The organism is Bacteroides thetaiotaomicron VPI-5482 (assembly GCF_000011065.1).
GTDB lineage: Bacteria > Bacteroidota > Bacteroidia > Bacteroidales > Bacteroidaceae > Bacteroides > Bacteroides thetaiotaomicron.
On sequence record NC_004663.1, the window covers coordinates 717,221 to 740,444 of the forward strand.

General features: G+C 42.5%; 21 protein-coding genes. 13 read left to right on the forward strand and 8 right to left on the reverse strand.

All coding sequences use genetic code 11. The annotated features are described in order from the left end of the window. Nucleotides 1-26: 26 nt before the first annotated feature. Both ybaK and BT_RS02845 read left to right on the forward strand, forming a co-directional pair. Nucleotides 27-506: a Cys-tRNA(Pro) deacylase gene (gene ybaK, locus BT_RS02840; RefSeq protein WP_008763164.1), complete on the forward strand. Its 480-nt coding sequence runs from the start codon at nucleotides 27-29 to the stop codon at nucleotides 504-506. Between the two features lie 75 nt (nucleotides 507-581). Then, a complete protein-coding gene (locus BT_RS02845; protein WP_011107335.1) occupies nucleotides 582-2,096 on the forward strand; it encodes a peptide MFS transporter in 1,515 nt (504 codons plus the stop codon). Between the two features lie 90 nt (nucleotides 2,097-2,186). On the opposite strand, the gene BT_RS02850 is transcribed toward BT_RS02845, so the two are convergent. Beyond that, nucleotides 2,187-2,684, reverse strand: a complete 498-nt coding sequence (locus BT_RS02850) for a GNAT family N-acetyltransferase (RefSeq protein ID WP_008765089.1) — start codon at nucleotides 2,682-2,684, stop codon at nucleotides 2,187-2,189. Between the two features lie 167 nt (nucleotides 2,685-2,851). Between BT_RS02850 and BT_RS02855 the strand changes: the two genes are divergently transcribed. The 5 genes from BT_RS02855 (at nucleotide 2,852) to BT_RS02875 (ending at nucleotide 6,784) form a co-directional block, all read left to right on the forward strand. Beyond that, on the forward strand, nucleotides 2,852-3,178 hold the full coding sequence (locus tag BT_RS02855) for a PadR family transcriptional regulator (RefSeq protein WP_032813353.1): 327 nt from the start codon (nucleotides 2,852-2,854) through the stop codon (nucleotides 3,176-3,178). A gap of 21 nt (nucleotides 3,179-3,199) precedes the next feature. Then, nucleotides 3,200-4,294, forward strand: a complete 1,095-nt coding sequence (locus BT_RS02860) for a PspC domain-containing protein (protein ID WP_008765091.1) — start codon at nucleotides 3,200-3,202, stop codon at nucleotides 4,292-4,294. 153 nt (nucleotides 4,295-4,447) lie between these two features. Then, nucleotides 4,448-5,446, forward strand: a complete 999-nt coding sequence (locus BT_RS02865) for an MBL fold metallo-hydrolase (protein WP_008765092.1) — start codon at nucleotides 4,448-4,450, stop codon at nucleotides 5,444-5,446. Between the two features lie 19 nt (nucleotides 5,447-5,465). Further along, the gene (locus BT_RS02870; RefSeq protein ID WP_011107336.1) at nucleotides 5,466-5,975 is read left to right on the forward strand and encodes a flavin reductase; all 510 of its coding nucleotides are present in this window, start codon (nucleotides 5,466-5,468) and stop codon (nucleotides 5,973-5,975) included. A gap of 104 nt (nucleotides 5,976-6,079) precedes the next feature. Then, nucleotides 6,080-6,784 carry a hypothetical protein gene (locus BT_RS02875; protein ID WP_172461663.1) on the forward strand — a complete coding sequence of 235 codons (705 nt, stop codon included), beginning with the start codon at nucleotides 6,080-6,082 and terminating at the stop codon, nucleotides 6,782-6,784. A gap of 145 nt (nucleotides 6,785-6,929) precedes the next feature. Here BT_RS02875 and BT_RS02880 read toward each other — a convergent pair whose 3' ends face one another. The 4 genes from BT_RS02880 to BT_RS02895 all read right to left on the reverse strand — a co-directional run bounded on the left by BT_RS02880 (nucleotide 6,930) and on the right by BT_RS02895 (nucleotide 14,026). Beyond that, nucleotides 6,930-9,029: an alpha/beta hydrolase family protein gene (locus tag BT_RS02880; RefSeq protein WP_011107338.1), complete on the reverse strand. Its 2,100-nt coding sequence runs from the start codon at nucleotides 9,027-9,029 to the stop codon at nucleotides 6,930-6,932. Between the two features lie 47 nt (nucleotides 9,030-9,076). Further along, nucleotides 9,077-10,408, reverse strand: a complete 1,332-nt coding sequence (gene bexA / locus BT_RS02885) for a multidrug efflux MATE transporter BexA (protein WP_011107339.1) — start codon at nucleotides 10,406-10,408, stop codon at nucleotides 9,077-9,079. A gap of 85 nt (nucleotides 10,409-10,493) precedes the next feature. Next, a complete protein-coding gene (gene yidC, locus BT_RS02890) occupies nucleotides 10,494-12,350 on the reverse strand; it encodes a membrane protein insertase YidC (protein ID WP_008763174.1) in 1,857 nt (618 codons plus the stop codon). 62 nt (nucleotides 12,351-12,412) lie between these two features. After that, nucleotides 12,413-14,026 (reverse strand): CTP synthase, encoded by a 1,614-nt coding sequence (locus BT_RS02895; protein WP_008763175.1) that lies wholly within the window; start codon nucleotides 14,024-14,026, stop codon nucleotides 12,413-12,415. A gap of 184 nt (nucleotides 14,027-14,210) precedes the next feature. Here BT_RS02895 and BT_RS02900 point away from each other — a divergent pair, with 184 nt between their 5' ends. Beyond that, complete coding sequence (locus BT_RS02900) at nucleotides 14,211-15,662, forward strand: DUF3078 domain-containing protein (RefSeq protein ID WP_011107340.1); 1,452 nt, start codon at nucleotides 14,211-14,213, stop codon at nucleotides 15,660-15,662. A 95-nt stretch (nucleotides 15,663-15,757) separates the two neighbouring features. Here BT_RS02900 and BT_RS02905 read toward each other — a convergent pair whose 3' ends face one another. From BT_RS02905 to BT_RS02915, 3 genes are all read right to left on the reverse strand, one after another. Next, nucleotides 15,758-16,543, reverse strand: a complete 786-nt coding sequence (locus BT_RS02905) for a DUF4373 domain-containing protein (RefSeq protein ID WP_008763177.1) — start codon at nucleotides 16,541-16,543, stop codon at nucleotides 15,758-15,760. A gap of 26 nt (nucleotides 16,544-16,569) precedes the next feature. Then, nucleotides 16,570-16,935, reverse strand: a complete 366-nt coding sequence (locus BT_RS02910) for an SH3 beta-barrel fold-containing protein (RefSeq protein ID WP_008765097.1) — start codon at nucleotides 16,933-16,935, stop codon at nucleotides 16,570-16,572. A gap of 227 nt (nucleotides 16,936-17,162) precedes the next feature. Further along, complete coding sequence (locus tag BT_RS02915) at nucleotides 17,163-17,561, reverse strand: DUF4119 family protein (protein WP_011107341.1); 399 nt, start codon at nucleotides 17,559-17,561, stop codon at nucleotides 17,163-17,165. A gap of 87 nt (nucleotides 17,562-17,648) precedes the next feature. Here BT_RS02915 and BT_RS02920 point away from each other — a divergent pair, with 87 nt between their 5' ends. The 5 genes from BT_RS02920 to BT_RS02940 all read left to right on the forward strand — a co-directional run bounded on the left by BT_RS02920 (nucleotide 17,649) and on the right by BT_RS02940 (nucleotide 23,224). Continuing rightward, nucleotides 17,649-18,605 (forward strand): tyrosine-type DNA invertase cluster 3b, encoded by a 957-nt coding sequence (locus BT_RS02920; protein ID WP_008765099.1) that lies wholly within the window; start codon nucleotides 17,649-17,651, stop codon nucleotides 18,603-18,605. Between the two features lie 349 nt (nucleotides 18,606-18,954). Further along, on the forward strand, nucleotides 18,955-19,533 hold the full coding sequence (locus tag BT_RS02925) for a UpxY family transcription antiterminator (protein WP_008765100.1): 579 nt from the start codon (nucleotides 18,955-18,957) through the stop codon (nucleotides 19,531-19,533). 7 nt (nucleotides 19,534-19,540) lie between these two features. Next, nucleotides 19,541-19,894 carry a UpxZ family transcription anti-terminator antagonist gene (locus tag BT_RS02930; protein ID WP_008765101.1) on the forward strand — a complete coding sequence of 118 codons (354 nt, stop codon included), beginning with the start codon at nucleotides 19,541-19,543 and terminating at the stop codon, nucleotides 19,892-19,894. Between the two features lie 53 nt (nucleotides 19,895-19,947). Further along, entirely contained in the window at nucleotides 19,948-21,873 is a 1,926-nt protein-coding gene (locus BT_RS02935; RefSeq protein WP_011107342.1) for a polysaccharide biosynthesis protein, read from the forward strand. 34 nt (nucleotides 21,874-21,907) lie between these two features. Beyond that, entirely contained in the window at nucleotides 21,908-23,224 is a 1,317-nt protein-coding gene (locus tag BT_RS02940; RefSeq protein WP_011107343.1) for a nucleotide sugar dehydrogenase, read from the forward strand.

A 23,224-nucleotide genomic window follows, 5' to 3' on the forward strand; every position in this document is an offset into this window, starting at 1 on the left:
TCGGCTTACTAAAAAGAAACAACAAGATGAAAATCAATAAAACGAATGCGGCGCGTCTGCTGGATAAAGCTAAAATAGCTTATGAACTGATTCCTTATGAAGTTGACGAAAACGATCTGAGTGCCATTCATGTAGCTGCCAGCTTAGGCGAGAATATAGAACAGGTATTTAAGACACTGGTTCTTCACGGTGACAAAAGCGGTTATTTTGTTTGCGTCATTCCGGGTGAGCACGAAGTCGATCTGAAGCTGGCAGCAAAGGCTTCCGGCAATAAAAAGTGTGATCTGATACCGGTGAAAGAACTTCTTCCGCTGACGGGATATATCCGGGGCGGCTGTTCGCCTATTGGCATGAAGAAACATTTTCCTACTTATATTCATGAAACCTGCCGGCAATTTCCGTATATTTATGTAAGTGCCGGTGTACGGGGGCTGCAGATAAAGCTTGCGCCGGGTGATTTAATCCGCGAATCGAGGGCAGAAATTTGCCGTTTATTTGAGGAATAAATCCAAAAAAGTATATATTTGCAGAATATATGTCATTAGAAAAATTATCAATCATTAATTAATAAATTTATATCTATGTTTGACAAACACCCTAAAGGACTGATAGCAGCCGCTTTAGCCAATCTAGGTGAACGCTTTGGCTTCTATACAATGATGGCGATCCTCGTGCTTTTCTTGCAAGCTAAGTTTGGAATGAATGGAAAAGAAGCGGGATTTATTTATTCAACTTTCTATTTTTCCATTTACATTCTTGCTTTGGTTGGAGGTATTATCGCCGATAAGACACGAAACTACAAAGGAACTATTTTCACGGGAATTGTGCTGATGGCAGTGGGATACTTGTTGTTGGCTATTCCATCCAAGACTCCGGTAGACAATAAGACCTTTTATCTGGTCATTACTTGCGCCAGCTTGTTTGTGATTGCATTTGGTAATGGATTATTTAAAGGAAATCTGCAAGCTCTGGTAGGGCAGATGTACGATAATCCTCAATATGCCAGCATGCGTGACTCCGGTTTCTCCTTGTTTTATATGTTCATTAATATCGGTGCAATCTTTGCTCCGTTTGCAGCAGTAGGTGTACGTAACTGGTGGTTGTCTACTTTCGGTTATAATTACGATGCTGATCTTCCTGCATTATGTCACGGTCATTTGGCTGGTACTTTGTCGCCCGAAGCTACTGAAACTTATCATACGTTGGTAGAGAAAGCTTCCAACGCTCCGGTACAGGATTATACAGCTTTTGCATCCGATTACCTGAACGTCTTTACTACAGGTTTCCATTATGCATTTGGAGTAGCTATCATTGCTATGGTCATTTCTTTGACTATCTATTTGCTGAATAAGAGAAACTTCCCCGATCCCAGCAAGAGAGCCGTTGCGTCTTCAGCATCTTCGGCTACTGTAGAAATGAGTATTCAAGAAGTGAAACAACGTATGTATGCCCTGTTCGCAGTGTTCGGAGTTGTTATCTTCTTCTGGTTCTCTTTCCATCAGAATGGTTTGACTTTGACGTACTTTGCAAAGGAATATACTGACCTTAACTTGTTTGGTATGCCTATTTCCGCAGAGCTGTTCCAGTCGTTGAATCCGTTCTTTGTTGTTTTCCTGACTCCTGTGATTATGGCAATCTTTGCCAGCCAGCGCAGACGTGGAAAAGAGCCTTCTACTCCTAAGAAGATTGCAATTGGTATGGGTATTGCCGCATTGGCCTTTATCGTAATGGCTGTCGGTTCTTATTTTGCCAATCTGCCTTTGCACAAGGACATTATCGCTGTAGGAACTTCACCGGTGAAAGTGACTCCGTTCTTGTTGATGCTGACTTATCTGATTTTGACGGTAGCTGAATTGTATATTTCTCCGTTAGGAATTTCATTTGTGTCTAAAGTAGCTCCTCCGAAATACCAGGGTATTATGCAGGGAGGCTGGTTAGGTGCAACTGCACTTGGCAATCAGCTGTTGGTGATCGGTGCTATTTTGTATGAATCCATTCCTATCTGGATGACATGGACAGTATTTGTGGTAGCTTGTACTATTTCAATGTTTACCATGATCTTCATGCTGAAATGGCTGGAACGCGTAGCGAAATAAGCCCGCTTGGTAATAAATAAACGAATGCCCCGGAACATTGATTGAGTAACAATCTGTTCCGGGGCATTTTGTATATGGTTACCTTACTTTTCAGATATCCAGTCCCATGATATAATCATTCATATAGTACCCGTTGCCAATCGGAAAATCCCCTTCCCGCAATTTTCTCATACCCATCCGTTCATAGAACAGTAAAGCCTTGTTGTTACGGTTCACGTTAAGCTCCATTAAGCAAGGTTCCGGATGTACCTCCTTGATATATCTGACAGCCTCTCTGAATAAAAAACTACCGCAGTGTGCGCCTTGAAAATGGGGGAGGACATAGATTTTCTGCAGATGGAATACATTCTCTTCCTGTTGCTGTACGGAGACATAGCCACAGGGCTCATCTCCTTCATATGCGATAAAATAAACATGACCTTCTTCTTCCATTTGTTTCCGGATATTTTCGGGAGAGTACATCCAGTCCATCATATAGTCCAGTTGTCCGGGAGATAAGATCTCTTGGTAAGTGGCGGGAAATACTTCACCGGCCATTTGGTTGATCAGACCGCAATCATCTATCCTTGCTTTTCGAATAGTAAACATACGTATTTTCTTTTTTGTGGTTTTATGAGCTGCAAATATAGCTATTATTTCTTTTTATAATAAGGAGAAAACTTCTTAATGATTTAATTATTATTAAATTATAGTACTTTGTAATGCAAGGTACTAGAGTAATGCATATATTTGTCCTGTCAAAAAGAAAAATAACAATGAATGTAGACAATGTAAAATCTCAGATGAGAAAAGGCATGTTGGAGTATTGCATCATGCTTTTACTGCACAAAGAGCCGGCTTATGCTTCTGATATTATTCAGAAGTTGAAAGAGGCACAGCTGATTGTGGTGGAAGGTACCTTATATCCATTGCTGACACGTTTGAAGAATGACGATTTGTTGAGTTATGAATGGGTAGAATCCACGCAGGGACCTCCTCGCAAGTACTATAAGCTCACAGAAAAAGGAGAGGCTTTTTTAGGCGAGCTTGAGATATCCTGGAAGGAACTGAACGAAACCGTGAATCATATTGCTAGTAGATAATTCGATAAAGAAGAAATAATAATGAAAAAAACATTAACTGTAAATTTGGGAGGAACTGTCTATCATATAGATGATGATGCCTATCGTTTGCTGGACGATTATCTGTCCAACCTGAAACATTTTTTTCGCAAACAGGAGGGGGCGGAAGAGATTGTGAATGATATCGAGATTCGTATTGCCGAGCTGTTTGCCGAGAAAGTGTCCGCAGGGAAGCAAGTCATTACTATTGCCGATGTGGAAGAAATAATTGCCCGGGTAGGCAAACCGGAAGATTTTGGTGTATCTGACGACGAATCCGAACCGCATAAGAAGGAACAGACAGCTTCTTCCGGTCAGGGGTATACACGGACCACTACAGCCCGTCGCCTGTTCCGTGATCCGGATAATAAGTTGCTTGGAGGAGTAGCTTCCGGGCTGGCAGCTTATTTTGACTGGGATATCACGCTGGTGCGTATCCTGATGATCGTATTATTGTTTGTTCCCTATTGCCCGATGATTATCCTTTATATTATAGGATGGATTATCATTCCCGAAGCACGTACGGCAGCAGAGAAGCTGAGTATGCGTGGCGAAGCGGTAACCATAGAAAATATAGGCAAAACGGTGACGGACGGATTTGAACGGGTTGCCGACGGGGTCAATAACTTTGTGAACTCGGATAAACCGCGTACCTTTCTGCAAAAAGTAGGAGATGTATTTGTCACGATCGCCGCTATCATTCTTAAGATATTCCTGGTAGCTCTTGTCATCATTTGCTGTCCGGTATTGTTCGTGCTCGCTGTGGTGATAGTAGCTCTTGTGTTTGCGGTGATTGCTGCGCTTGTTGGCGGCGGAGCTCTGCTTTATGAAATGCTTCCGGCTATTGACTGGACGCCCATAGCTACCATATCTCCTGTGATGACATTGCTTGGCACCATTTCAGGAATTGCACTCATTGCCATTCCATTAGGAGCTTTTCTGTACACTATAATGCGTCAGTTGTTTCATTGGTCACCGATGGGGACCGGCTTGAAATGGTCTCTGTTTATCCTATGGGTATTGGGACTGGTCATCGTGATTATCAATTTGTCAGCTCTCGGATGGCAGCTGCCGTTGTATGGACTGCATTGCTTTTAATGTAAGATCGTTCTATTAAAAAAGAATAATATTTATTCTTTTTCTGAGAAATGTGCCCCGATAGTGTGTCTGGGGTACATTTTTTGTTTGTCCCTCTTTGTAAATCGAGATTTTTAATTAAGTTTGTGAGGACTTATTCAATAGATAAAGAAAATGGGTGAACATATATGTTTCAGGAGAAACGAACGTTTGGCTACCGTTAATCCTTATTGGAGAGGAAATCCGATGGTACGCGGACGTTTTTTTAACAGGCAGCACCGTTTCCGCCCCGGTATGGGAAGTGTGTTGAAATGGCGGTTGTCCCCCAATCCTCAGCGGAAAGAAAAGAAAACGGTGAAGTGGGACCCGAAAGTCTGTTATCTTCGTTCGCTGGATGCTGTGGTGGGAGATTCTTTAATATGGCTGGGACATAATTCCTTCTTCCTTCAGTTGGCAGGTAAAAGAATCATGTTCGATCCGGTTTTCGGAAACATCCCTTTTGTGAAAAGACAGAGTGAGTTTCCTGCCAATCCCGACATTTTTACAGAAATTGATTACCTGCTTATCAGTCATGATCATTTTGACCATCTGGACAAGCAAAGTATCACCCGTTTGCTGAATAATAATCCGCAGATGAAATTGTTTTGCGGTTTGGGAACCGGAGAACTGATAAAGAGCTGGTTTCCGGAAATGAGAGTGATTGAGGCCGGCTGGTATCAGCAACTGGAAGATGAAGGGCTGAAAATAACTTTCTTGCCGGCACAGCATTGGAGCAAACGCTCCGTACGTGATGGAGGGCAGCGATTGTGGGGAGCTTTCATGCTGCAGGGGAATGGTGTTTCTCTCTATTATAGCGGAGACACAGGGTATTCTACCCATTTTAGGGAAATCCCGGATCTGTTCGGAGCTCCGGACTATGCCTTGTTGGGTATCGGTGCATATAAACCCCGTTGGTTCATGCGTCCCAATCATATTTCTCCTTATGAATCACTGACTGCCTCCGAAGAGATGCACGCAGGAATAACCATTCCGATGCACTACGGTACATTTGATTTGTCTGATGAACCCTTGCATGATCCGCCTAAAGTATTTGCGGCAGAAGCAAAGAAAAGAAAGATTCGTGTAGAAATCCCTTATCTGGGAGAAATCGTAAAACTGAGTAAAAGAAAGTAATTATAAAATAAACTGAGAGATGAAGAAGTTAGAAGTAAAAGACCTGAAAGAAAATTTCTTTGAGGCGATTGGCAAAGAATGGATGTTGGTTACTGCCGGCACCAAAGAGAAATTCAATACAATGACTGCCAGCTGGGGTGGCATTGGCTGGCTTTGGAATAAGCCCGTTGCTTTTGTTTTTGTCCGCCCCGAACGATATACGTATGAGTTCATCGAGAAAAGTGATTATCTGACACTTTCTTTTTTGGGCGAAGCAAATAAGAAGATTCATGCAGTTTGTGGCTCAAAGTCCGGTCGTGATACGGATAAGGTGAAAGCAACCGGATTGAAGCCGGTCTTCACAGAACAGGGGAATGTGCTTTTCGAACAGGCCCGCCTGAGTCTGGAAGGAAGAAAACTGTATGCGGATAACATTAAACCTGAATGTTTCCTGGATAAAGAGTCCTTGGAAAAATGGTATGACGATGCTCATGGAGGTTTTCATAAAATGTATATAGTAGAAATCGAAAATATTTGGGAGGGAGATTAATTCTCCCTTTTTTTATTTTTTATCGGTAAAGCTTTGATAAGTGATATAAATATTATACATTTGCCCTAAACTAAACTATTGTAACACAACTAAAACTAAGCGTTATGAAAACAAAAATGTTCTTTCTTGCAGGTATCTGTGCTGCACTCGCAGCTTGTAGTAGTGATTCGGATGATGTGTCTTCTTCTCCATCCAATACTCCGGCGATATTAGAGGTTGTTTCCTATAAGTTTGTGCAGGAGGAAACGGATGTAGTAGAGCGGGTTGAATATCCTGTAGTAGTCTTGCAACATAAAGTAAATGATAAAGATGAACCTCTTCCAATGATATATGCATGGGATGTGGAAGAGGAAGAGAACTCTTTATTTGTATTGACTGAAGGTTCTTTGCCTGTTAATGCTGAAAATTTGGCGGATTTGAAGATTCCTGTTCCTTTCATTGATGCTGGAGGTAAGCTTTTTATAGACGGAACGGGTGCGAAGACTCCGTTGATTTTTGGAGAAACATTAAAAGTAAAGAATGGATCACGTTCTATTGGAAATGTAAAGTATAAGATACCTCCCTATTCAACTTATGAGTTAACAAAACAAGAATGTGGATATCGATGTACCTTAACTTTTTATTTGGTACTGAAGGCCGTAAATAAAGGGGAAGAATACCATTTAAAAGGCAGATGGACTGGAGAACAATTAAGGGAGCAAAAAATGGGATTAATTGATTTATCAGACGAAAAAGGTGCTGAAAAAACTGTTTTAATGGAGGCTCCGATTGAGCTATTTGAAAAGGATTATGAAACAGGTCTAGATTGAATCATAGACCTTATCTAAGTATATAGTAGCAATCGAAAATATATATCATGAGTAAAGTCTAGCGGATTTTAGATGTAATGCAGAAGGCTCTGAACTCAATTTGATTTGAGAACAGAGCCTTCATTATTTGTCTTATATCAAAGATTTATTTTGCAGGAGCCTTCAGCCACTTATCCAGCCACTCAAAGAAAGTGCGTTGCCACAAGACACCATTCTGCGGTTTCAGTACCCAGTGGTTCTCATCCGGATAAATTAGCAACTCTGCAGGTACACCACGCATTACAGCGGCATCAAATGCAGCCATAGCCTGATTAGCCAAAATACGGAAATCTTTTTCTCCATGAATACAGAGAATCGGAGTATCCCATTTTTCCACGAAGAGGTGAGGGGAGTTGGCGAAAGTACGTTGTGCTATCGGATTCTGTTTTTCCCAGTACGCGCCGCCCATATCCCAGTTGGCAAACCATTTCTCTTCTGTTTCCAGATACTGCATTTCCATATTGAAGATTCCGTCATGAGCGATAAATGCCTTGAAACGTTTGTCGTGATGACCGGCTAACCAATATACGGAGAATCCTCCGAAACTAGCGCCCACACATCCCAGACGATCTTTATCTACATACGATTCTTTTGCCATCTCGTCGATAGCAGTGAAATAGTCTTTCATACACTGACCACCATAATCACCACTGATCTGTTCGTTCCATTCCACTCCGAATCCCGGTAATCCGCGACGGTTCGGGGCTACAATGATATAGTCGTTGGCAGCCATAATCTGGAAGTTCCAGCGATAAGACCAGAACTGACTTACCGGACTTTGAGGACCACCTTCACAGAACAGCAATGTCGGATATTTCTTGTTCGGATCGAACTGGGGAGGATAGATCACCCATGTCAACATATCCTTGCCATCCGTCGTTTTCATCCAGCGACCTTCTACCTTACCCATTTCCAGCTGATCATAAATCTCCTTGTTCTCCTGTGTCAGTTGAGTGGCAGAACCATCCAATGCTACCGCATAGATCTCATCACCCATACTCATTGAGTGGCGTTTGGCAATCAGTTTGTCACCGAAGAGTGCTACCCCTTCATAATCATACATACCCGAAGTAATCGCCTTTACAGAATCATTCGTCAGGTCAAGAGAATAAATCTGAGTTTCTCCATGCCATACACCTGTAAAATAGATGGTCTTGGCATCGTTGCCCCAGACAAACGCATCCACATTAGACTCAAATGCTTTGCTGACAAAACGCTTCTCTCCAGTTTCCAGATTCATGATAAACAAACGGTTCAGATCAGCTTCGTATCCATCGCGCTCCATGCTTTGCCATGCAATGTACTTGCCATCCGGAGAGTATTGCGGATTGGTGTCATACCCCTTGTTTTCTTCGGTGATATTATCCGTTTTCTTTGTATTCAGATCATACACATAAATATCCGAATTGGTAGAAACAGCATATTCCAGCCCTGTTTTCTTGCGACAGGTATAAGCCACTTTGTCCGAAGTCGTATTCCAAGCCAGCTGCTCAATGCCGCCCCAAGGTTTCATCGGACTTTCGTATGGTTCTCCTTCCAGTATATCCACGATATTGGAAATACCGTTACCGTCAAAGTCTGCCACGAAAGGATGCGGAGCAGTTGTCACCCATTCATCCCAGTGCTTATACATCAGGTCGGTGACAATAATACCTGTAGCTTTCGGCAGATCCGGATATTTATCGGCAGTGCTTTCTTTGGTTTTCACTTGCGAGATGAACAGCAGTTTCTTGCCGTCCGGTGAGATAGAATAACCCTCGATGTCACCATCGTAGTTGGTCAGTTGTTTACGGCCGCTACCGTCCGGATTCATTTCATATAGTTGGCTGCTTCCGTTGTCGTTGCTCAGGAAAGCCAGCTTCGATCCTCCTTTTATCCAGGTCACCTCATTCTCCTGATAAGGAGTGCGGGTGATTTGTCGGTTATCGCTGCCGTCCGCGTTCATGACGAAAACTTCGCGATTACTCTTGTTCTCCGGTACACTGTAGTATGCTACCGTATACGCAATTTTCTTTCCGTCGGGCGATACCGCCAGTCCTCCGATACGTCCCATTGCCCAAAGGGCTTCAGGCGTCATACGCTTCCCTTCGATCTTAATATCGGATTTTTCGATAAGCACCTGATCCGTTTTGCCCGCGTCTTTTGTTCCGCCGCAGGCAGCTAACAACATTGCTGCCGACATCATAAATAGATTTGCTTGTCTCATATTTTATAAAAATGTTTATTTTCTTGCGAAGATAATGAAAAAAGGATTTAAATCTGCTTTTTCTGCCAGTTTCCTTTCTTCATATACCAGTAGCAGAAGAGGAAGATAAAGATTCCATACACACTTTCTGTTGTCCAGGCAAACGCAATGTCCATTTTAAGGTAAAGAATAAAATAAGTAGCGTAAGCTACATAAATTGTCAGTACACAAAGTTCCATGGCCAGTGCCGTGCGTGTGTTACCTGTTCCCGATACCGACTGGAAATACACATTGGCTGGTACCAGCACTACGTAGGCTGCGCATAACACCCATAAAGAAGGGATGGACGCATCCCTCAAATCGGGCATATCCGTGTATATGCGCAGAATCAGGTCGGGAAACAGACAGAAGAATATCAATATCGGCAGTACGAACACATATCCGATACGGATGTGCTGATTGATGGTTCCCCGTACACAATCTTTTTCGCCCGCACCGATAAGGTTGCTGACCAGAGATCCGCAGGTTGCAGCAAAAGCCATGGCGATCATAAACGGGATGCCCGACACATTTCGGATAATGTTCGCGATAGCCAATGACCGTTCTCCCAGGTGTTCCACGAACAGGAAGAACATAAACCAGGTAGATAAAGAAACGAAGTTCTGAATCATTGTCCACACGGAGACATTGAGAATCCGCTTCAATGTCCGGCTTTGGAATTTCGGCAGGATATTCAGTGCATACTTCTTGCAGTCGATCCGCTTCCAGGTATAGATGATAAAGAAAATCACCGATACCAGCTCAGCGAGGGATGAACCGATGGCTGCACCGGCAATGCCCAGTTGTGGGAAACCGAACTTACCGAAAATCAGGATATAGTTGAATACCACGTTAGAAAGCACCATCACGATGGAGTTCAGCGTCAGCGTCTTGGTCTGTGTCGTACCGACAAAGAAGGCACGGAACATCACTCCGACAAATGAGAAAAAGAACCCGTACACCCGCCAATGAATATAACTTTCCGCTGCATCATAAATGTGAGGGGACGAAATGATATTCTTTAAAATAAATGGCGAGAATACGATGGAAAGTGTAAACAGAATCGCAGCAACCACTACCAGGAAATAAATCCCCTGATAGAAAATCGGTCCGATTTCCTTGTAGTTTCCTTCCCCGTTGCGACGGGCGATCAATATCTGTGCTCCTACGCTGAATCCGAATGCCATCATGAAAATAGCCAGGTAGTAAACCCCGGCGATGGCGGATGCCCCTAATTCAATTTCCCCGACACGTCCAAGAAAGGCCGTGTCCGTCATGCCGATCAGCTGCTCCATAATCAGGCTGATCAGAATAGGGTAGGCGATCGTCCAGATTTGTTTATAAGTATATTTTGTCTTCATATTAAGTTTGTTTTTTAGAGAAAGAAAGCCGGACAAACCCCTTTCGGTTGCCCGGCTTTCTCAGAATATATCTTCGGATAATTTCTTATCGTTTATTCTGTTTTTGCTGCTGTAACTGTTCCTGTTGCTTTTGCATAGCTTCCAGGCGTGCAGCAAATCCGGTCTTTTTCATTTGTTTCGGGTCTTTTTTCTTAGCTTCCAGAATAGCCAGTAATTTTGTTTCGTCTGTAGTTTTACGCAACAAAATCATGGTTCCTACACTAATCAGTGTTGACACGAAATAATAATAGTTCAATCCCGAAGGATAGTCGTTCAGTACGAACAGGAACATAATCGGCATCAGATACATCATCCATTTCATCGCAGCCATTTGCGGTTGTGCTCCTGTATCCTGCATCGTCATTGTATACTTTGTGTTCAGGATGTTGGTTACCGTCATCAGCAAGCAGAACAAGCTGAGATGGTTGCCCAGGAACGGGATATGGAACGGGAATGTGATGAACGCGTCGTAAGTGGACAAGTCGTCCGCCCACAAGAAGCTCTGCTGACGTAACTCGATAGCGCTCGGTACGAACATGAACAATGCCATCAAGATCGGGAACTGCAATAACATTGGCAGACAACCGCCCATCGGGCTCACGCCATACTGGCTGTAAAGGCTCATCACCTCCTGCTGTTTCTTCATCGCATCTTCCTGCTTCGGATACTTCTTGTTGATCTCGTCGATTTTCGGTTTCAATACACGCATCTTGGCAGAAGACATGTATGTTTTCCAGGTAGCAGGGTAAACTACCACCTTCACCATAATTGTCAGAATCAACAGTACGATACCCATGCTCAAGCCCCAGCCCGACAGCCAGTCGAATACGTTGATCGTGATAAACTGGTTGATCCAGCGGATTAACGGCCAGCCCAGATATACCAGTCTGTTAAGTTCCCATTTCTCTGTACGTCCTTTGTCCAGTGCCTTCAAGGTCTTGAAGTGGTTCGGGCCAAAGTAGAAGTACATTTCTGTCGGTTGTTTTCCGCTCGGATCGAAGAAGGTACTCATTTCTGCAGAATAATCCTTGATATATCCGCTTCCTTGTTGTTCCATTCTTGACTTCACAGAAACCTTGTTGAAGTCCTGGTCTGCAATGAATACAGAAGAGAAGAACTGGTTTTTGAATGCTACCCAGTCTATCGCTGTATTGCCCAGATCCTTTTCGTCATCCTTGGCAGCCGACAGATTATCTACATTGTCACCTTTTACCTTATAAGTCAGCTCTGAGAGGCGGTTTTCGTAAGTGAATCCCTTTTCCAGCTGGCGTGCACGCTGTGTCCAGTCGATGTCTACATACTCCGTACTGGCCAGTTTGCCTTCCATGCCTGTTGCTTTGATTTCAAAGTTCATCAGGTAGCTGTTCGGTTTCAGCGTATAGATAAAATCGATGTAGCTGGCGTTGTCCGCAGCCAGACGCATAGTTACGCTGCTGTCTGTCTTATTGACAGCTTCGAAGTAATAGTCCTTTGTCTGGATGGCTCCTTGCTTGTTGTAGAAGTTGAAACTCATGGTAGCATCATCACCGTCGAACAGTACGACAGGGTTTGTCTTGTCCTGTCCTTTGTATTCTTTCAGCATAGCCGAATATACCCGTCCGCCTTTCGTAGTGAAAGTGATTTCCGCTACGCTGTTCTGGATGCTTACTTTGGAATCAGTTCCATGCATCGCGTTGAAAAACAGGGCAGAAGAATCTGCTGCCGCCGCTGCACCTTTGTTTTCATTGGCGAGTGCGGCTTCTGTTTTTGCTTTCAGCGCTTCCTGCTGCTGTTGCACCACGGCAATAGAATCGTAGTATTTCTTCTGCGCAGCTATCTGCTCCTCGCTTGGACGGCTCAGATAACTGAATCCTACCAATAATATACCTATTAAAACGAGACCTGTAATGGTGTTTTTATCCATTCCTATTAATTATGAATTATAAATTTTTGAATAATAAATTGTCAATTGTCAACTGTCAATTGTCAATTCTTCTCGTTCTCGATGGCTGCCTTCACGAAAGCCACAAACAACGGATGCGGGTTCAATACCGTACTGCTGTATTCCGGATGGAACTGAGTGCCGATAAACCACTTCAATGCCGGGATCTCAACGATTTCCACCAGATCCGATTCGGGGTTGATACCCACGCATTTCATACCGGCAGCTTCGTATTGAGCCTTATAGTCATTGTTGAACTCATAGCGATGGCGGTGACGTTCTTGAATATGTTCTTCACCATAAGCAAGGTATGCTTTCGATCCTTTCTGAAGCACACATTCGTAAGCGCCCAGACGCATCGTACCTCCCATATTGGTGATCGCTTTCTGTTCCTCCATGATGTCGATCACGTTGTGCGGAGTCTTTTCATCCATTTCGCGTGAGTCGGCATCGGCATATCCCAATACGTTGCGGGCAAATTCGATAGCGATACATTGCATACCCAGACAGATACCGAAGGTCGGTATATCATGTGTACGTGTATATTTGATGGCAACGAACTTACCGTCGATACCACGCTGACCGAATCCCGGACCGATCATCACGCCTGCCATGCCTTTCAAGGCTTCGGCTACGTTCTCATCTGTCAGTTTTTCGCTGTTCACAAAGTGAACCTCCACTTTGCGGTCGTTGTAAGTACCTGCCTGTGACAATGCTTCACGGATTGACTTGTAAGCATCCTGCAAGTCATATTTACCTACCAATGCGATGTTGATGGGTTCTTTCGTTTCAGCAGCATGACGGCGTTCCAGGAATTTACGCCACGGACCTAGTCCCGGAGTTTCTCCTACGGGCAGCCCCATCTTTTCAAGGATTGTGCTGTCCAGTCCCTGTGCCTGCATCAGGAGAGGTACTTCATAAATTGTTTCTGCGTCGATAGACTGCACGACAGCCTTGTCATCCACATTACAGAATTGAGCTACTTTTTTGCGGAGTCCGTCGCTCAGCGGGTGTTCGGCACGAAGCACCAATACGTCCGGCTGAATACCTACGCTCTGGAGTTCCTTGACAGAATGCTGTGTCGGTTTGGTTTTCAGCTCTCCGGCAGCGGCAAGATAAGGCACATATGTCAGGTGTACGCAAAGAGCGTTCTTACCCAACTCCCATTTCAACTGGCGGATACTTTCGAGGTAGGGGAGTGATTCGATATCACCTACCGTACCACCGATTTCGGTAATTACAAAATCGAACTTGTATTTGTTACCGAGCAATTTTACGTTCCGTTTGATTTCATCCGTGATATGAGGAATCACCTGAATCGTCTTACCCAGATAGTCTCCGCGACGTTCTTTGTCAATAACACTTTTGTAGATACGTCCCGTAGTGATGTTGTTAGCCTTTGTAGTCTGAATACCCAGGAAACGTTCGTAGTGTCCCAGGTCAAGATCGGCTTCATGGCCGTCTACGGTCACATAGCATTCTCCATGCTCATAAGGATTCAATGTTCCCGGGTCGATGTTGATATACGGGTCAAACTTCTGGATGGTTACATTGTAACCTCTTGCTTGCAGCAATTTACCGATGGAGGATGAGATGATCCCTTTTCCTAAAGAAGAGGCAACACCACCGGTGACGAAAATATACTTTGTTTCTCCCACAGCTATAACTGTTTTAATTATTTTTACTTAGTAGTTTCTTACGAACTTAAAAAGCGCAAAATTATAAAAAAAAGGGGAAGAATGCAGACTTTCCCCTCTACAATTTTATTAAAAAATGCAATTTTGAAAGATTCCTATGTTTTCTAAACAAAATAATGTAGATTTGCACCAAATTAGGAATATTATGAGAAGAGAGTTATTATCATTCGTAGTTTTTACCTCGACTTTATCTTTATCGCTTTCAGCACAGACCGCCACTCAACCTTCTACCGTAGTGGCAAAAGCGAAAATTGTGAAGGCAGACACGCTTTCGTCAGAACTTCAGAAGTATTTAATGCTTAAATTGAATCTGTCCGGAGAAACTCCTAAATTGGACACTGTATCAATCTTATATAATAAGTATATCGGTCAGTTGGACTACCTGAATGACCCGTCTGTACCGGAACGTTATATTCCGTCCGATCCTGACTATTTTCGTCTGTTTACTCCGTTAGCCTATTATTATGCTCCGATGGCGCAGTATTCAAAGGTGGATTGGAAACCGGTACAGTTTGACTCTTTGCCCGACAACTTGAAAAAGTTGACAGCGGAACTCCTCCCTTATGATACTTTGGCATATACGAAGTCCGAGCGTGCCAATCAATCGGTCAATAAAGCACTGATGGCTCTTTATCTCAATCATCCGGAACTGGTTGTCACCACGGAAAACCGTATCATGAGCCGTGATGTCTTTCGTAGGGATGTGAAACCGAAGATTTCTCCGAAGGCATCTGTTGTCCATCTTTTCCAGCCGGAAGAAATGAGCAACGATGTGGGCAAGGCAAAAATGAAAATCAGCCGTCCTAACTGGTGGGTTACCGGAGGTAACGGTTCTTTGCAAATCAGCCAGAACCACCTTTCTGAGAACTGGTACAAGGGAGGAGAAAGTAACTTTGCCGGTCTGGCTACCTTGCAGCTTTATGCCAACTACAATGATAATGAGAAAGTCCTTTTCGAAAATCAGTTGGAGGCTAAACTGGGTATGACATCCACACCGTCGGATAAATTCCATGATTACCTGATTAATACCGACCAGTTCCGTCTGTACAATAAGTTAGGATTAAGAGCGTTAAAGAACTGGTACTATACTATTTCTTCCGAGTTTAAGACTCAGTTCTGTCACGGTTACAAAGCCAATAGCGAAGAACTTGTTTCCGCATTCCTGTCTCCGGCGGATTTGGCAGTCAGTATCGGTATGGACTACAAATTGAATAAGCAGAAATTCAATCTTTCTGTTTTCATCGGTCCGCTGACTTATAACTTGCGATATATCGACAATTCGGAAGTAGATGAAACCAAGTTCGGTCTGGAGAAAGGCAAATGCTCTAAAAACGACTTCGGTTCTCAGTTGCAGTCAACGTTCAACTGGAAAATCATTTCGGCTGTTTCGCTGGAATCCCGTCTGAACTATCTGACCAATTACGAATGGGTGCGTGTGGAGTGGGAGAATACATTCAACTTTGTTTTGAACCGCTATCTTTCTACTAAACTTTACGTACACGCCCGTTTTGACGACAGTTCAAAACCAACCGTTGAAAATGGCAGCTTCTTCCAGCTGAAGGAATTGCTGAGCTTCGGTATTAACTATAAGTGGTAATTTTTTTTAGGCACGGATTACACAGATTTCACGGTTTCAGGAATTGAATAACTAAAAACCGTGTTAATTCGTGTAATCCGTGCCTTATTTTATCTCTATGTCCTCAACGTTGAAATGATATACCTTCCCGGATTATCAATCTTTCCCCACTTGGTGGTAGACAGCGTGATCCATATCTGCGTCCCCTTCTTTCCGTAATCCGACAGCTTGAGAATAGCTGTAATTTCTTTCTTGTTTGTTACTCCATGTTGTGCCAGGCTGTCCAGAAGTCCTTTGACGTTGTGCGTACTCTTGTTGTAGGCATAACCGGGGATTTCGAGCGAAGGCGAAGCCGTATTGTCTTCTTCCTCTTCTGCTTTTCTTTTCTCTCCTTTACTTTGTCCGGAAATGTCAGCAATTTCGGGTGAAATGTTCTCATTTTCCAGTTTCAATTCACCTTGTACTGACGAATTGTTTGCATCCTTTGTATTATTTTCCTTTTCCTGTTTTTGGGTGTCATTGACCAACAGGTAGGGCAAATCTTCTAACTTTCTTTTCCTGCGGCAGGTAGCATCTATCCAGATGTGCTGAATTTCAAGGGAAGTCAATATCTGAAACTTCTCATAGCTTTCTTTGTCAAAGAATCCTTTGTCAAGCAAAATTTGAATGATTCCGTCTATCTCTTTTCCTTTCAGTTCTCCTCCCAGCTTGCGGGCAAAAATCAACGATTGTTCCTCACCCCATGGGATGTAATATCCTTCTTTGAATATTTTACATAGAAGTTTGCATACAGCTCCATCCACTCTGATGCCATATTTGGCTTCAGCCAGTTCAATGGCATCTCTGTCGAAAAAGTTTACGGTAAGCGGGAAATAGTCTACGCTTAAATAAGTTGTGCTCATATCAGTCTTATTGTTTGTTTTTAAGTTTATACAATTGGTTTCCAATCGAGAAAATTCTCAATCTGAAAGGTTCTCCATCCTTTCTCTTCCATGCACCAGAATATGAAGGTACTGTGTACCTGCTTCATGTCATAAGAGTGGTGAAAGTCTTTGGAATAAGAAATGAGAGTGCCTGTAACTAACTGAAAACTACCGTTCTGTCTGTAATATGCGATGATGGCATGGCCATATTGCATGTAGTCTGCCAGTGATTTCACTTTTTCGGCTATTCGTTCTGCGATCGTTTCCGAATAACCTTTCTCTGATACGATACGTTTTTTCCATACTTCTGTTAATCGATCTCTTTCTTCTTCTGTTTTGTTAGTGGCTATCAGCCGTTTTTCTTTTGTCATTACATTATAAATTTGTTAGTAAAATAGTTATATTTAAAGAAAAGGCGGAACTATCTGTAGGATGCTTACACTATCGTGCGATGATAGTTACACTATCCTGTCGGGATAGTGACACTATCTTGCTGTTATAGTGACACTATAATTTCTGCCGGATAGTTCGTTCATTTCTTTATCTAAAAAACGGGGGCAAAAGTATAAGTTGTATTTTTTCGCTCCAATTATTCTTGCTATTTTCTACTGTGATACTTTGATTTGTATTGTTCTTTCTCTTCTTTTTCGTGCTTCGAAATTATTCCGATTCCTTTGCTTAAACTGCTAATTTCGCTGAGTATACTCCTGAATTTCATTAATCTATATCCATGATGTGTGTTTACGTAAAAGATTCTCCAGTCTGCAATGTACTTGGCTAGTCCTGTTAAAGATTTTACGTAGGAATTAAACTCGTCATCTTCGTAATAAGTGCGAAGACAGGCAATGAAATAGTGTTTTTTTTCGCCTGTGATGCCATTTCTTTTTCTGACCTCATCGATGTCAATAATTTCGTCATCATCCTGATAATCAGTTTCAAGACTTCTCTTCTTTTGTGTGCCAGTTGCATTTTTCAGGCATTTTTTTGTCGTTGTCATTTCTTTTGATTTAAATAAAATTAATAAATGGCATTAAGATGGAAATTCCAAATTTTCGCCCTATAATTGTATATAAAATAACTAGTGATGCAAATAATGAATAAAAATGGATTTAGCCGATGTGGGGAACTATACATCGGCCTTTTACGAAAAGAAGGTCGTTTTTCTACGGCACATGTCTATCAAAATGCTCTTTTCTCTTTTAATAAATTTTGTGGTAATGCCAGTGTATCTTTCAGGCAAGTCACTCGTGACCGATTGCGTCGTTACGGGGAACATCTGTATGATTCGGGCTTAAAACCGAATACGGTATCAACGTATATGCGTATGCTTCGCAGTATCTATAACCGTGGGGTAGAGTTGGGTAGTGCGCCCTATGTACATGGTCTGTTCCGTGATGTGTATACAGGAGTGGATATCCGTCAGAAAAGGGCTCTTCCGGTGAGTGAACTCCGACGGCTTCTTTACGAAGATCCCAAGACGGATTGTTTGCGGCGCACACAATCGATTGCTGCTTTGATGTTTCAATTCTGTGGGATGTCTTTTGCCGATTTGGCTCATTTGGAAAAGTCGGCTTTAGATTGTAATGTGCTCCGATATAATCGAATTAAAACCAGAACTCCAATGAGTGTGGAAGTTTTGGATACAGCTAAGGAAATGATGAATCAGCTTCGCAATTCCCAGTCATCGCGTCCGGGTTGCCCCGATTACCTTTTCAGTATCCTTTCCGGTGATAAGAAACGTAAGGATGAACGTGCTTATCGTGAATATCAGTCTGCACTTCGCCGGTTTAATAATCATTTGAAAAGTTTGGCGAGGGCTTTGCACTTGACCTCTCCGGTAACTTCTTACACGATTCGCCATTCTTGGGCAACTACTGCCAAGTTCCGTGGAGTTCCAATTGAAATGATCAGTGAATCTTTAGGGCATAAGTCTATAAAGACGACACAAATTTATCTGAAGGGGTTTGAGTTGAAAGAGCGTACAGAGGTAAATCGTAAGAATTTGCATTACGTGAAGACTTGCCCTTTAGGTCGAATTTGAATGGTTAAAAATTTGATAATCAGCACTGATGCTGGTGTGTTACTTCTTAGGTAACGGATTTAAATTTGACGCAAAGATAGACAAAAACACATGTATTAAACAAATAAAAACCTACTTTTTTTCGATTTAACCCTGAATTTGAAAAAAAATGTATCTGAACATGAAAAAGGCCTATTTTCATGCTTAGGAATTTATATGCCCAATTTTCCTAAGAATCTCTACTTTCTCTAAAGCCAAGATGCTCTCAACCCTCATTAGTCGGTACTTTTCGACTTTTTCCTCCCGATTTATTATGAAGTGTACTTTTCCGTTACCTAAGAAGTAACGGAAAAACATGGGGTAAAAAAGTATGATTTTAACAAAAGAGAAATCACTAAATGCTGGGCCTATTTATGGGACAGGGGAAGGCGTAGCACACTCAAAACGCTGGTATGTTGCATTAGTTCGTATGCATCATGAAAAGAAGGTTTCCGAGTATTTGAACAAGGTGGGGATTGAGAATTTTGTACCTGTTCAGAAGGAAATCCATCAATGGAGTGACCGCCGTAAATTAGTTGAATCCGTTCTTCTTCCGATGATGGTTTTTGTACACGCTGATCCGAAAGAACGTATGGAAGTCCTGAACTTTACTACTGTGAGCCGCTATATGGTGATGCGCGGCGAAAGCAGTCCTGCTGTTATTCCTGACGACCAGATGGCACGTTTTCGTTTCATGCTTGATTATTCGGATGAAACAGTCTGTATGAATAGCTCTCCTTTGGCACGTGGTGAGAAAGTTCAAGTAATTAAAGGACCTCTGCAGGGGCTTGTGGGTGAGCTTGTCAATGTAGATGGTAAAAGTAAGATTGCTGTTCGACTGAACATGCTTGGTTGCGCCTGCGTAGACATGCCGATTGGCTATGTTGAGCCTATAGGTGAAAAAAACTAAGTGGGTAATGACGACTTCCTGTTTACAAGAAAAAATCGATAAACTTCAAAATACAGTTCATGCTCTGCTCCATAAAAGTAATTATATGGCGGGTGTGTATGTTGATGATCTTGCACGACTGAACAACGAAATCCATGAACAGATCAATGATCTGTATCCTTGTCACGGTAAGACTGCTGAGCAGGAAGCTGCTTTGTGTCTGTCTCTTCTGATGGGATATAGTGTGTCTATGTATGCCAATTCAGAGGATGAGGCAAAGAAGAAAACTGTTCTGAGGCGTTCGCAAATGATTCTGAAAAACCAATTGCCTTCACCATTGAAAATTCAGTTACACACAATCTACGATAAACTATTGTCATAGTAAATCTACTTTTTTTGAAAAAAGACTTTATAATTTATTGGGGTATTTAAATTATGAAACACGCATTTGACCGTTTTGTTCAATATTTGCAGAAAAACTATTTTAGTTATTGGATTGTATTAGGAATTGATACGTTCATAGCTTTGATTTGTACCTGGGTGTCATTTATCGGCATTCATTATATAACGGAGACTTCCAAAGAAATCACTTCTCTTTTCCATATTTTAGCGATTTCGGTGATCTCCAGTGTCTTAGGTTCCTTTTTATTCCATACCTACCGTAATACGATCCGTTTTTCCCAGTTGAAGGAATTATGGAGAATTGCCGGAAGTGCACTGATAAAGGCTGTCTGTATCGCAATGGCTATCTGGCTTTTCCTGCCTCAGACGGGACTGCATAATAGTCAGAAAATAGTCTTTGTACTGTTTGATGGTATGCTGACTTTTATTGCCATGGTAGGCTTCCGTATTCAGTTGATTCTGGTTTATGAACTCCTGCTGAATATGCTGAATAAGAAGAATATGCATATTCTGATCTATGGTATTGATGATAAGAGTGTGGCATTGAAAGTTCGGCTAATGAACAGCTCTCACTATAAAGTGGTAGGCTTCTGTATCTACGGAACAGGCGACTCCATCCGGCGTGTGGCTGATCTTCCCGTTTATTCGTTTAAAGATGAAGAGTGCTTTAACAAGCTTATTCATAAGAAATGTATCGGCGGCATCCTGTTTGCCCGTTACGAGAATACCCGTGAAGAGGAAGACCGCCTGCTTCAGTATTGTAAAAGGAGTGGATTGAAAACGTTGATTGCTCCGAGTATCAGTGAGGCTGACGAAAACGGAAGTTTCCACCAATGGGTACGCCCTATCAAAATTGAAGACTTGCTGGGTCGTTCAGAAATTCATATCAATATGGAGGAGGTGATGACTGAGTTTTGTGGCAAGGTTGTGTTGGTGACCGGAGCTGCCGGTAGTATTGGCAGCGAACTTTGCCGGCAACTGGCTCAGATGAGCATCAAGAAGCTGATCATGTTTGATTCCGCTGAGTCACCTTTGCATAATGTCCGTCTGGAATTTGAGAAGAATTATCCCGGTCTTGATTTTGTTCCTGTCATTGGAGATGTCCGCGTGAAAGAACGTCTCCGTATGGTATTCGAAACTTATCAGCCTCAGATAATCTTTCATGCCGCTGCCTATAAGCATGTTCCATTAATGGAAGAGAATCCCTGTGAAGCTGTGCTGGTCAACGTTGTCGGCTCTCGTCAGGTTGCTGATATGGCAGTTGAATATGGAGCTGAGAAGATGATCATGGTTTCTACCGATAAGGCGGTGAATCCTACCAATGTCATGGGATGCTCGAAACGATTGGCCGAAATCTATGTACAGAGTCTGGGATGTGCTATCCGTGAGGGAAAAGTAAAAGGCCATACCAAATTTATCACTACCCGCTTTGGTAACGTCTTGGGTAGTAACGGTTCTGTAATTCCCCGCTTTAAAGAACAGATTGAGAATGGCGGTCCTGTCACAGTGACTCACCCCGATATCATTCGTTTCTTTATGACTATCCCCGAAGCTTGTCGCCTGGTAATGGAAGCTGCTACGATGGGTGAAGGCAATGAGATTTTTGTCTTTGAGATGGGAAAGGCTGTGAAGATTGTCGATCTGGCTACCCGTATGATCGAACTTGCCGGTTATCGTCCCGGTGAAGATATTGAGATCAAGTTTACGGGATTGCGTCCGGGTGAGAAGCTTTATGAAGAAGTCCTGAGCGATAAAGAGAATACGATTCCTACCGAGAATAAGAAGATAATGATAGCGAAGGTACGTCATTATGAATACACTGATATCCTTGAAACTTATGGAGAGTTTGAGAAGTTATCCCGTACGGTAAAGATCATGGACACAGTGAAACTAATGAAGAGAGTGGTACCTGAATTTAAATCCAAGAACTCGCCGAAGTTTGAGGTCTTGGATAGATAACTAGAATAATTCTGAACACTAACATAAATCAACAATGGATACAAAAGAATTGAAGATTGCTGTTGCAGGTACCGGCTATGTTGGTCTTAGCATAGCAACGCTTTTGTCGCAACATCATCAGGTGACGGCAGTCGATGTGATTCCTGAGAAAGTAGATATGCTTAATCGTAAACAATCGCCTATTCAGGATGAGTATATAGAGAAATATTTGTCTGAAAAGTCATTGAATCTAACGGCTACGCTTGACGGCGCCGAGGCCTACAGTGATGCTGATTTTGTGGTTATAGCGGCTCCTACTAACTATGATCCGGTGAAAAACTATTTTGATACTCATCATATAGAGGATGTCATTGACTTGGTTTTAAGTGTCAATCCTGATGCTGTGATGGTAATTAAGTCTACTATTCCAGTAGGATATTGTCGTGGACTTTATTTGAAGTATGCCCGAAAGGGAGTCAGGAAGCTTAACTTGCTTTTTTCTCCTGAGTTTCTTCGTGAGAGCATGGCCCTTTATGATAACCTTTATCCAAGTCGTATCATTGTTGGTTATCCAAAGTTGATTGATAGCGAGCAGTTCGACGAGGAAAATGAAGCAATAAAGGTCATTGCGAATATTCCTGTCTTAGAGAAGGCTGCGCATACTTTTGCCGCATTGCTTCAGGAAGGTGCAATCAAGGAAGATATTCCTACGCTTTTTATGGGTATCAAGGAGGCAGAGGCTGTTAAGCTGTTTGCTAATACCTATCTTGCATTGCGTGTCAGTTATTTTAATGAACTTGATACTTATGCAGAGATGAAAGGTCTGGATTCTCAGTCGATAATACAGGGTGTTGGTCTTGATCCTCGTATTGGTACACATTATAATAATCCATCCTTTGGTTATGGCGGTTATTGTTTGCCTAAAGACACGAAACAACTCTTGGCTAATTATCAGGATGTTCCTCAGAACATGATGACTGCTATTGTCGAAAGTAACCGTACAAGAAAAGATTTCATAGCAGATCAAGTGTTGCGTAAAGCTGGTTATTATACTGCCTCCTGCTCATGGGATGCCCAGAAAGAGCAAAAAATAACCATTGGTGTATATCGTTTGACCATGAAGTCCAATTCTGACAACTTCCGTCAGAGTGCCATTCAAGGGATTATGAAGCGTATCAAGGCGAAGGGTGCTACTATTGTGATTTTCGAGCCTACTATGCAAGATGGTGAAACATTCTTTGGTAGCCAAGTGGTCAATAACTTAATCAAATTCAAGGAAATAAGTCAGGCCATCATCGCCAACCGCTACGATTCTTGTCTGGATGATGTGAAAGAGAAGGTATATACTCGTGACATTTTCCAAAGAGATTAA

Coding starts and splice junctions, on each gene's coding strand:
- BT_RS02930 (WP_008765101.1), top strand. CDS start 19,541: ATGACGACTTCCTGTTTACAAGAAAAAATCGATAAACTTCAAAATACA.
- ybaK (WP_008763164.1), top strand. CDS start 27: ATGAAAATCAATAAAACGAATGCGGCGCGTCTGCTGGATAAAGCTAAA.
- BT_RS02910 (WP_008765097.1), bottom strand. CDS start 16,935: ATGACAAAAGAAAAACGGCTGATAGCCACTAACAAAACAGAAGAAGAA.
- BT_RS02925 (WP_008765100.1), top strand. CDS start 18,955: ATGATTTTAACAAAAGAGAAATCACTAAATGCTGGGCCTATTTATGGG.
- BT_RS02915 (WP_011107341.1), bottom strand. CDS start 17,561: ATGACAACGACAAAAAAATGCCTGAAAAATGCAACTGGCACACAAAAG.
- BT_RS02905 (WP_008763177.1), bottom strand. CDS start 16,543: ATGAGCACAACTTATTTAAGCGTAGACTATTTCCCGCTTACCGTAAAC.
- BT_RS02855 (WP_032813353.1), top strand. CDS start 2,852: ATGAATGTAGACAATGTAAAATCTCAGATGAGAAAAGGCATGTTGGAG.
- BT_RS02880 (WP_011107338.1), bottom strand. CDS start 9,029: ATGAGACAAGCAAATCTATTTATGATGTCGGCAGCAATGTTGTTAGCT.
- BT_RS02870 (WP_011107336.1), top strand. CDS start 5,466: ATGAAGAAGTTAGAAGTAAAAGACCTGAAAGAAAATTTCTTTGAGGCG.
- BT_RS02920 (WP_008765099.1), top strand. CDS start 17,649: ATGCAAATAATGAATAAAAATGGATTTAGCCGATGTGGGGAACTATAC.
- BT_RS02865 (WP_008765092.1), top strand. CDS start 4,448: ATGGGTGAACATATATGTTTCAGGAGAAACGAACGTTTGGCTACCGTT.
- BT_RS02850 (WP_008765089.1), bottom strand. CDS start 2,684: ATGTTTACTATTCGAAAAGCAAGGATAGATGATTGCGGTCTGATCAAC.
- BT_RS02900 (WP_011107340.1), top strand. CDS start 14,211: ATGAGAAGAGAGTTATTATCATTCGTAGTTTTTACCTCGACTTTATCT.
- BT_RS02940 (WP_011107343.1), top strand. CDS start 21,908: ATGGATACAAAAGAATTGAAGATTGCTGTTGCAGGTACCGGCTATGTT.
- BT_RS02935 (WP_011107342.1), top strand. CDS start 19,948: ATGAAACACGCATTTGACCGTTTTGTTCAATATTTGCAGAAAAACTAT.
- bexA (WP_011107339.1), bottom strand. CDS start 10,408: ATGAAGACAAAATATACTTATAAACAAATCTGGACGATCGCCTACCCT.
- BT_RS02845 (WP_011107335.1), top strand. CDS start 582: ATGTTTGACAAACACCCTAAAGGACTGATAGCAGCCGCTTTAGCCAAT.
- BT_RS02875 (WP_172461663.1), top strand. CDS start 6,080: ATGAAAACAAAAATGTTCTTTCTTGCAGGTATCTGTGCTGCACTCGCA.
- BT_RS02860 (WP_008765091.1), top strand. CDS start 3,200: ATGAAAAAAACATTAACTGTAAATTTGGGAGGAACTGTCTATCATATA.
- yidC (WP_008763174.1), bottom strand. CDS start 12,350: ATGGATAAAAACACCATTACAGGTCTCGTTTTAATAGGTATATTATTG.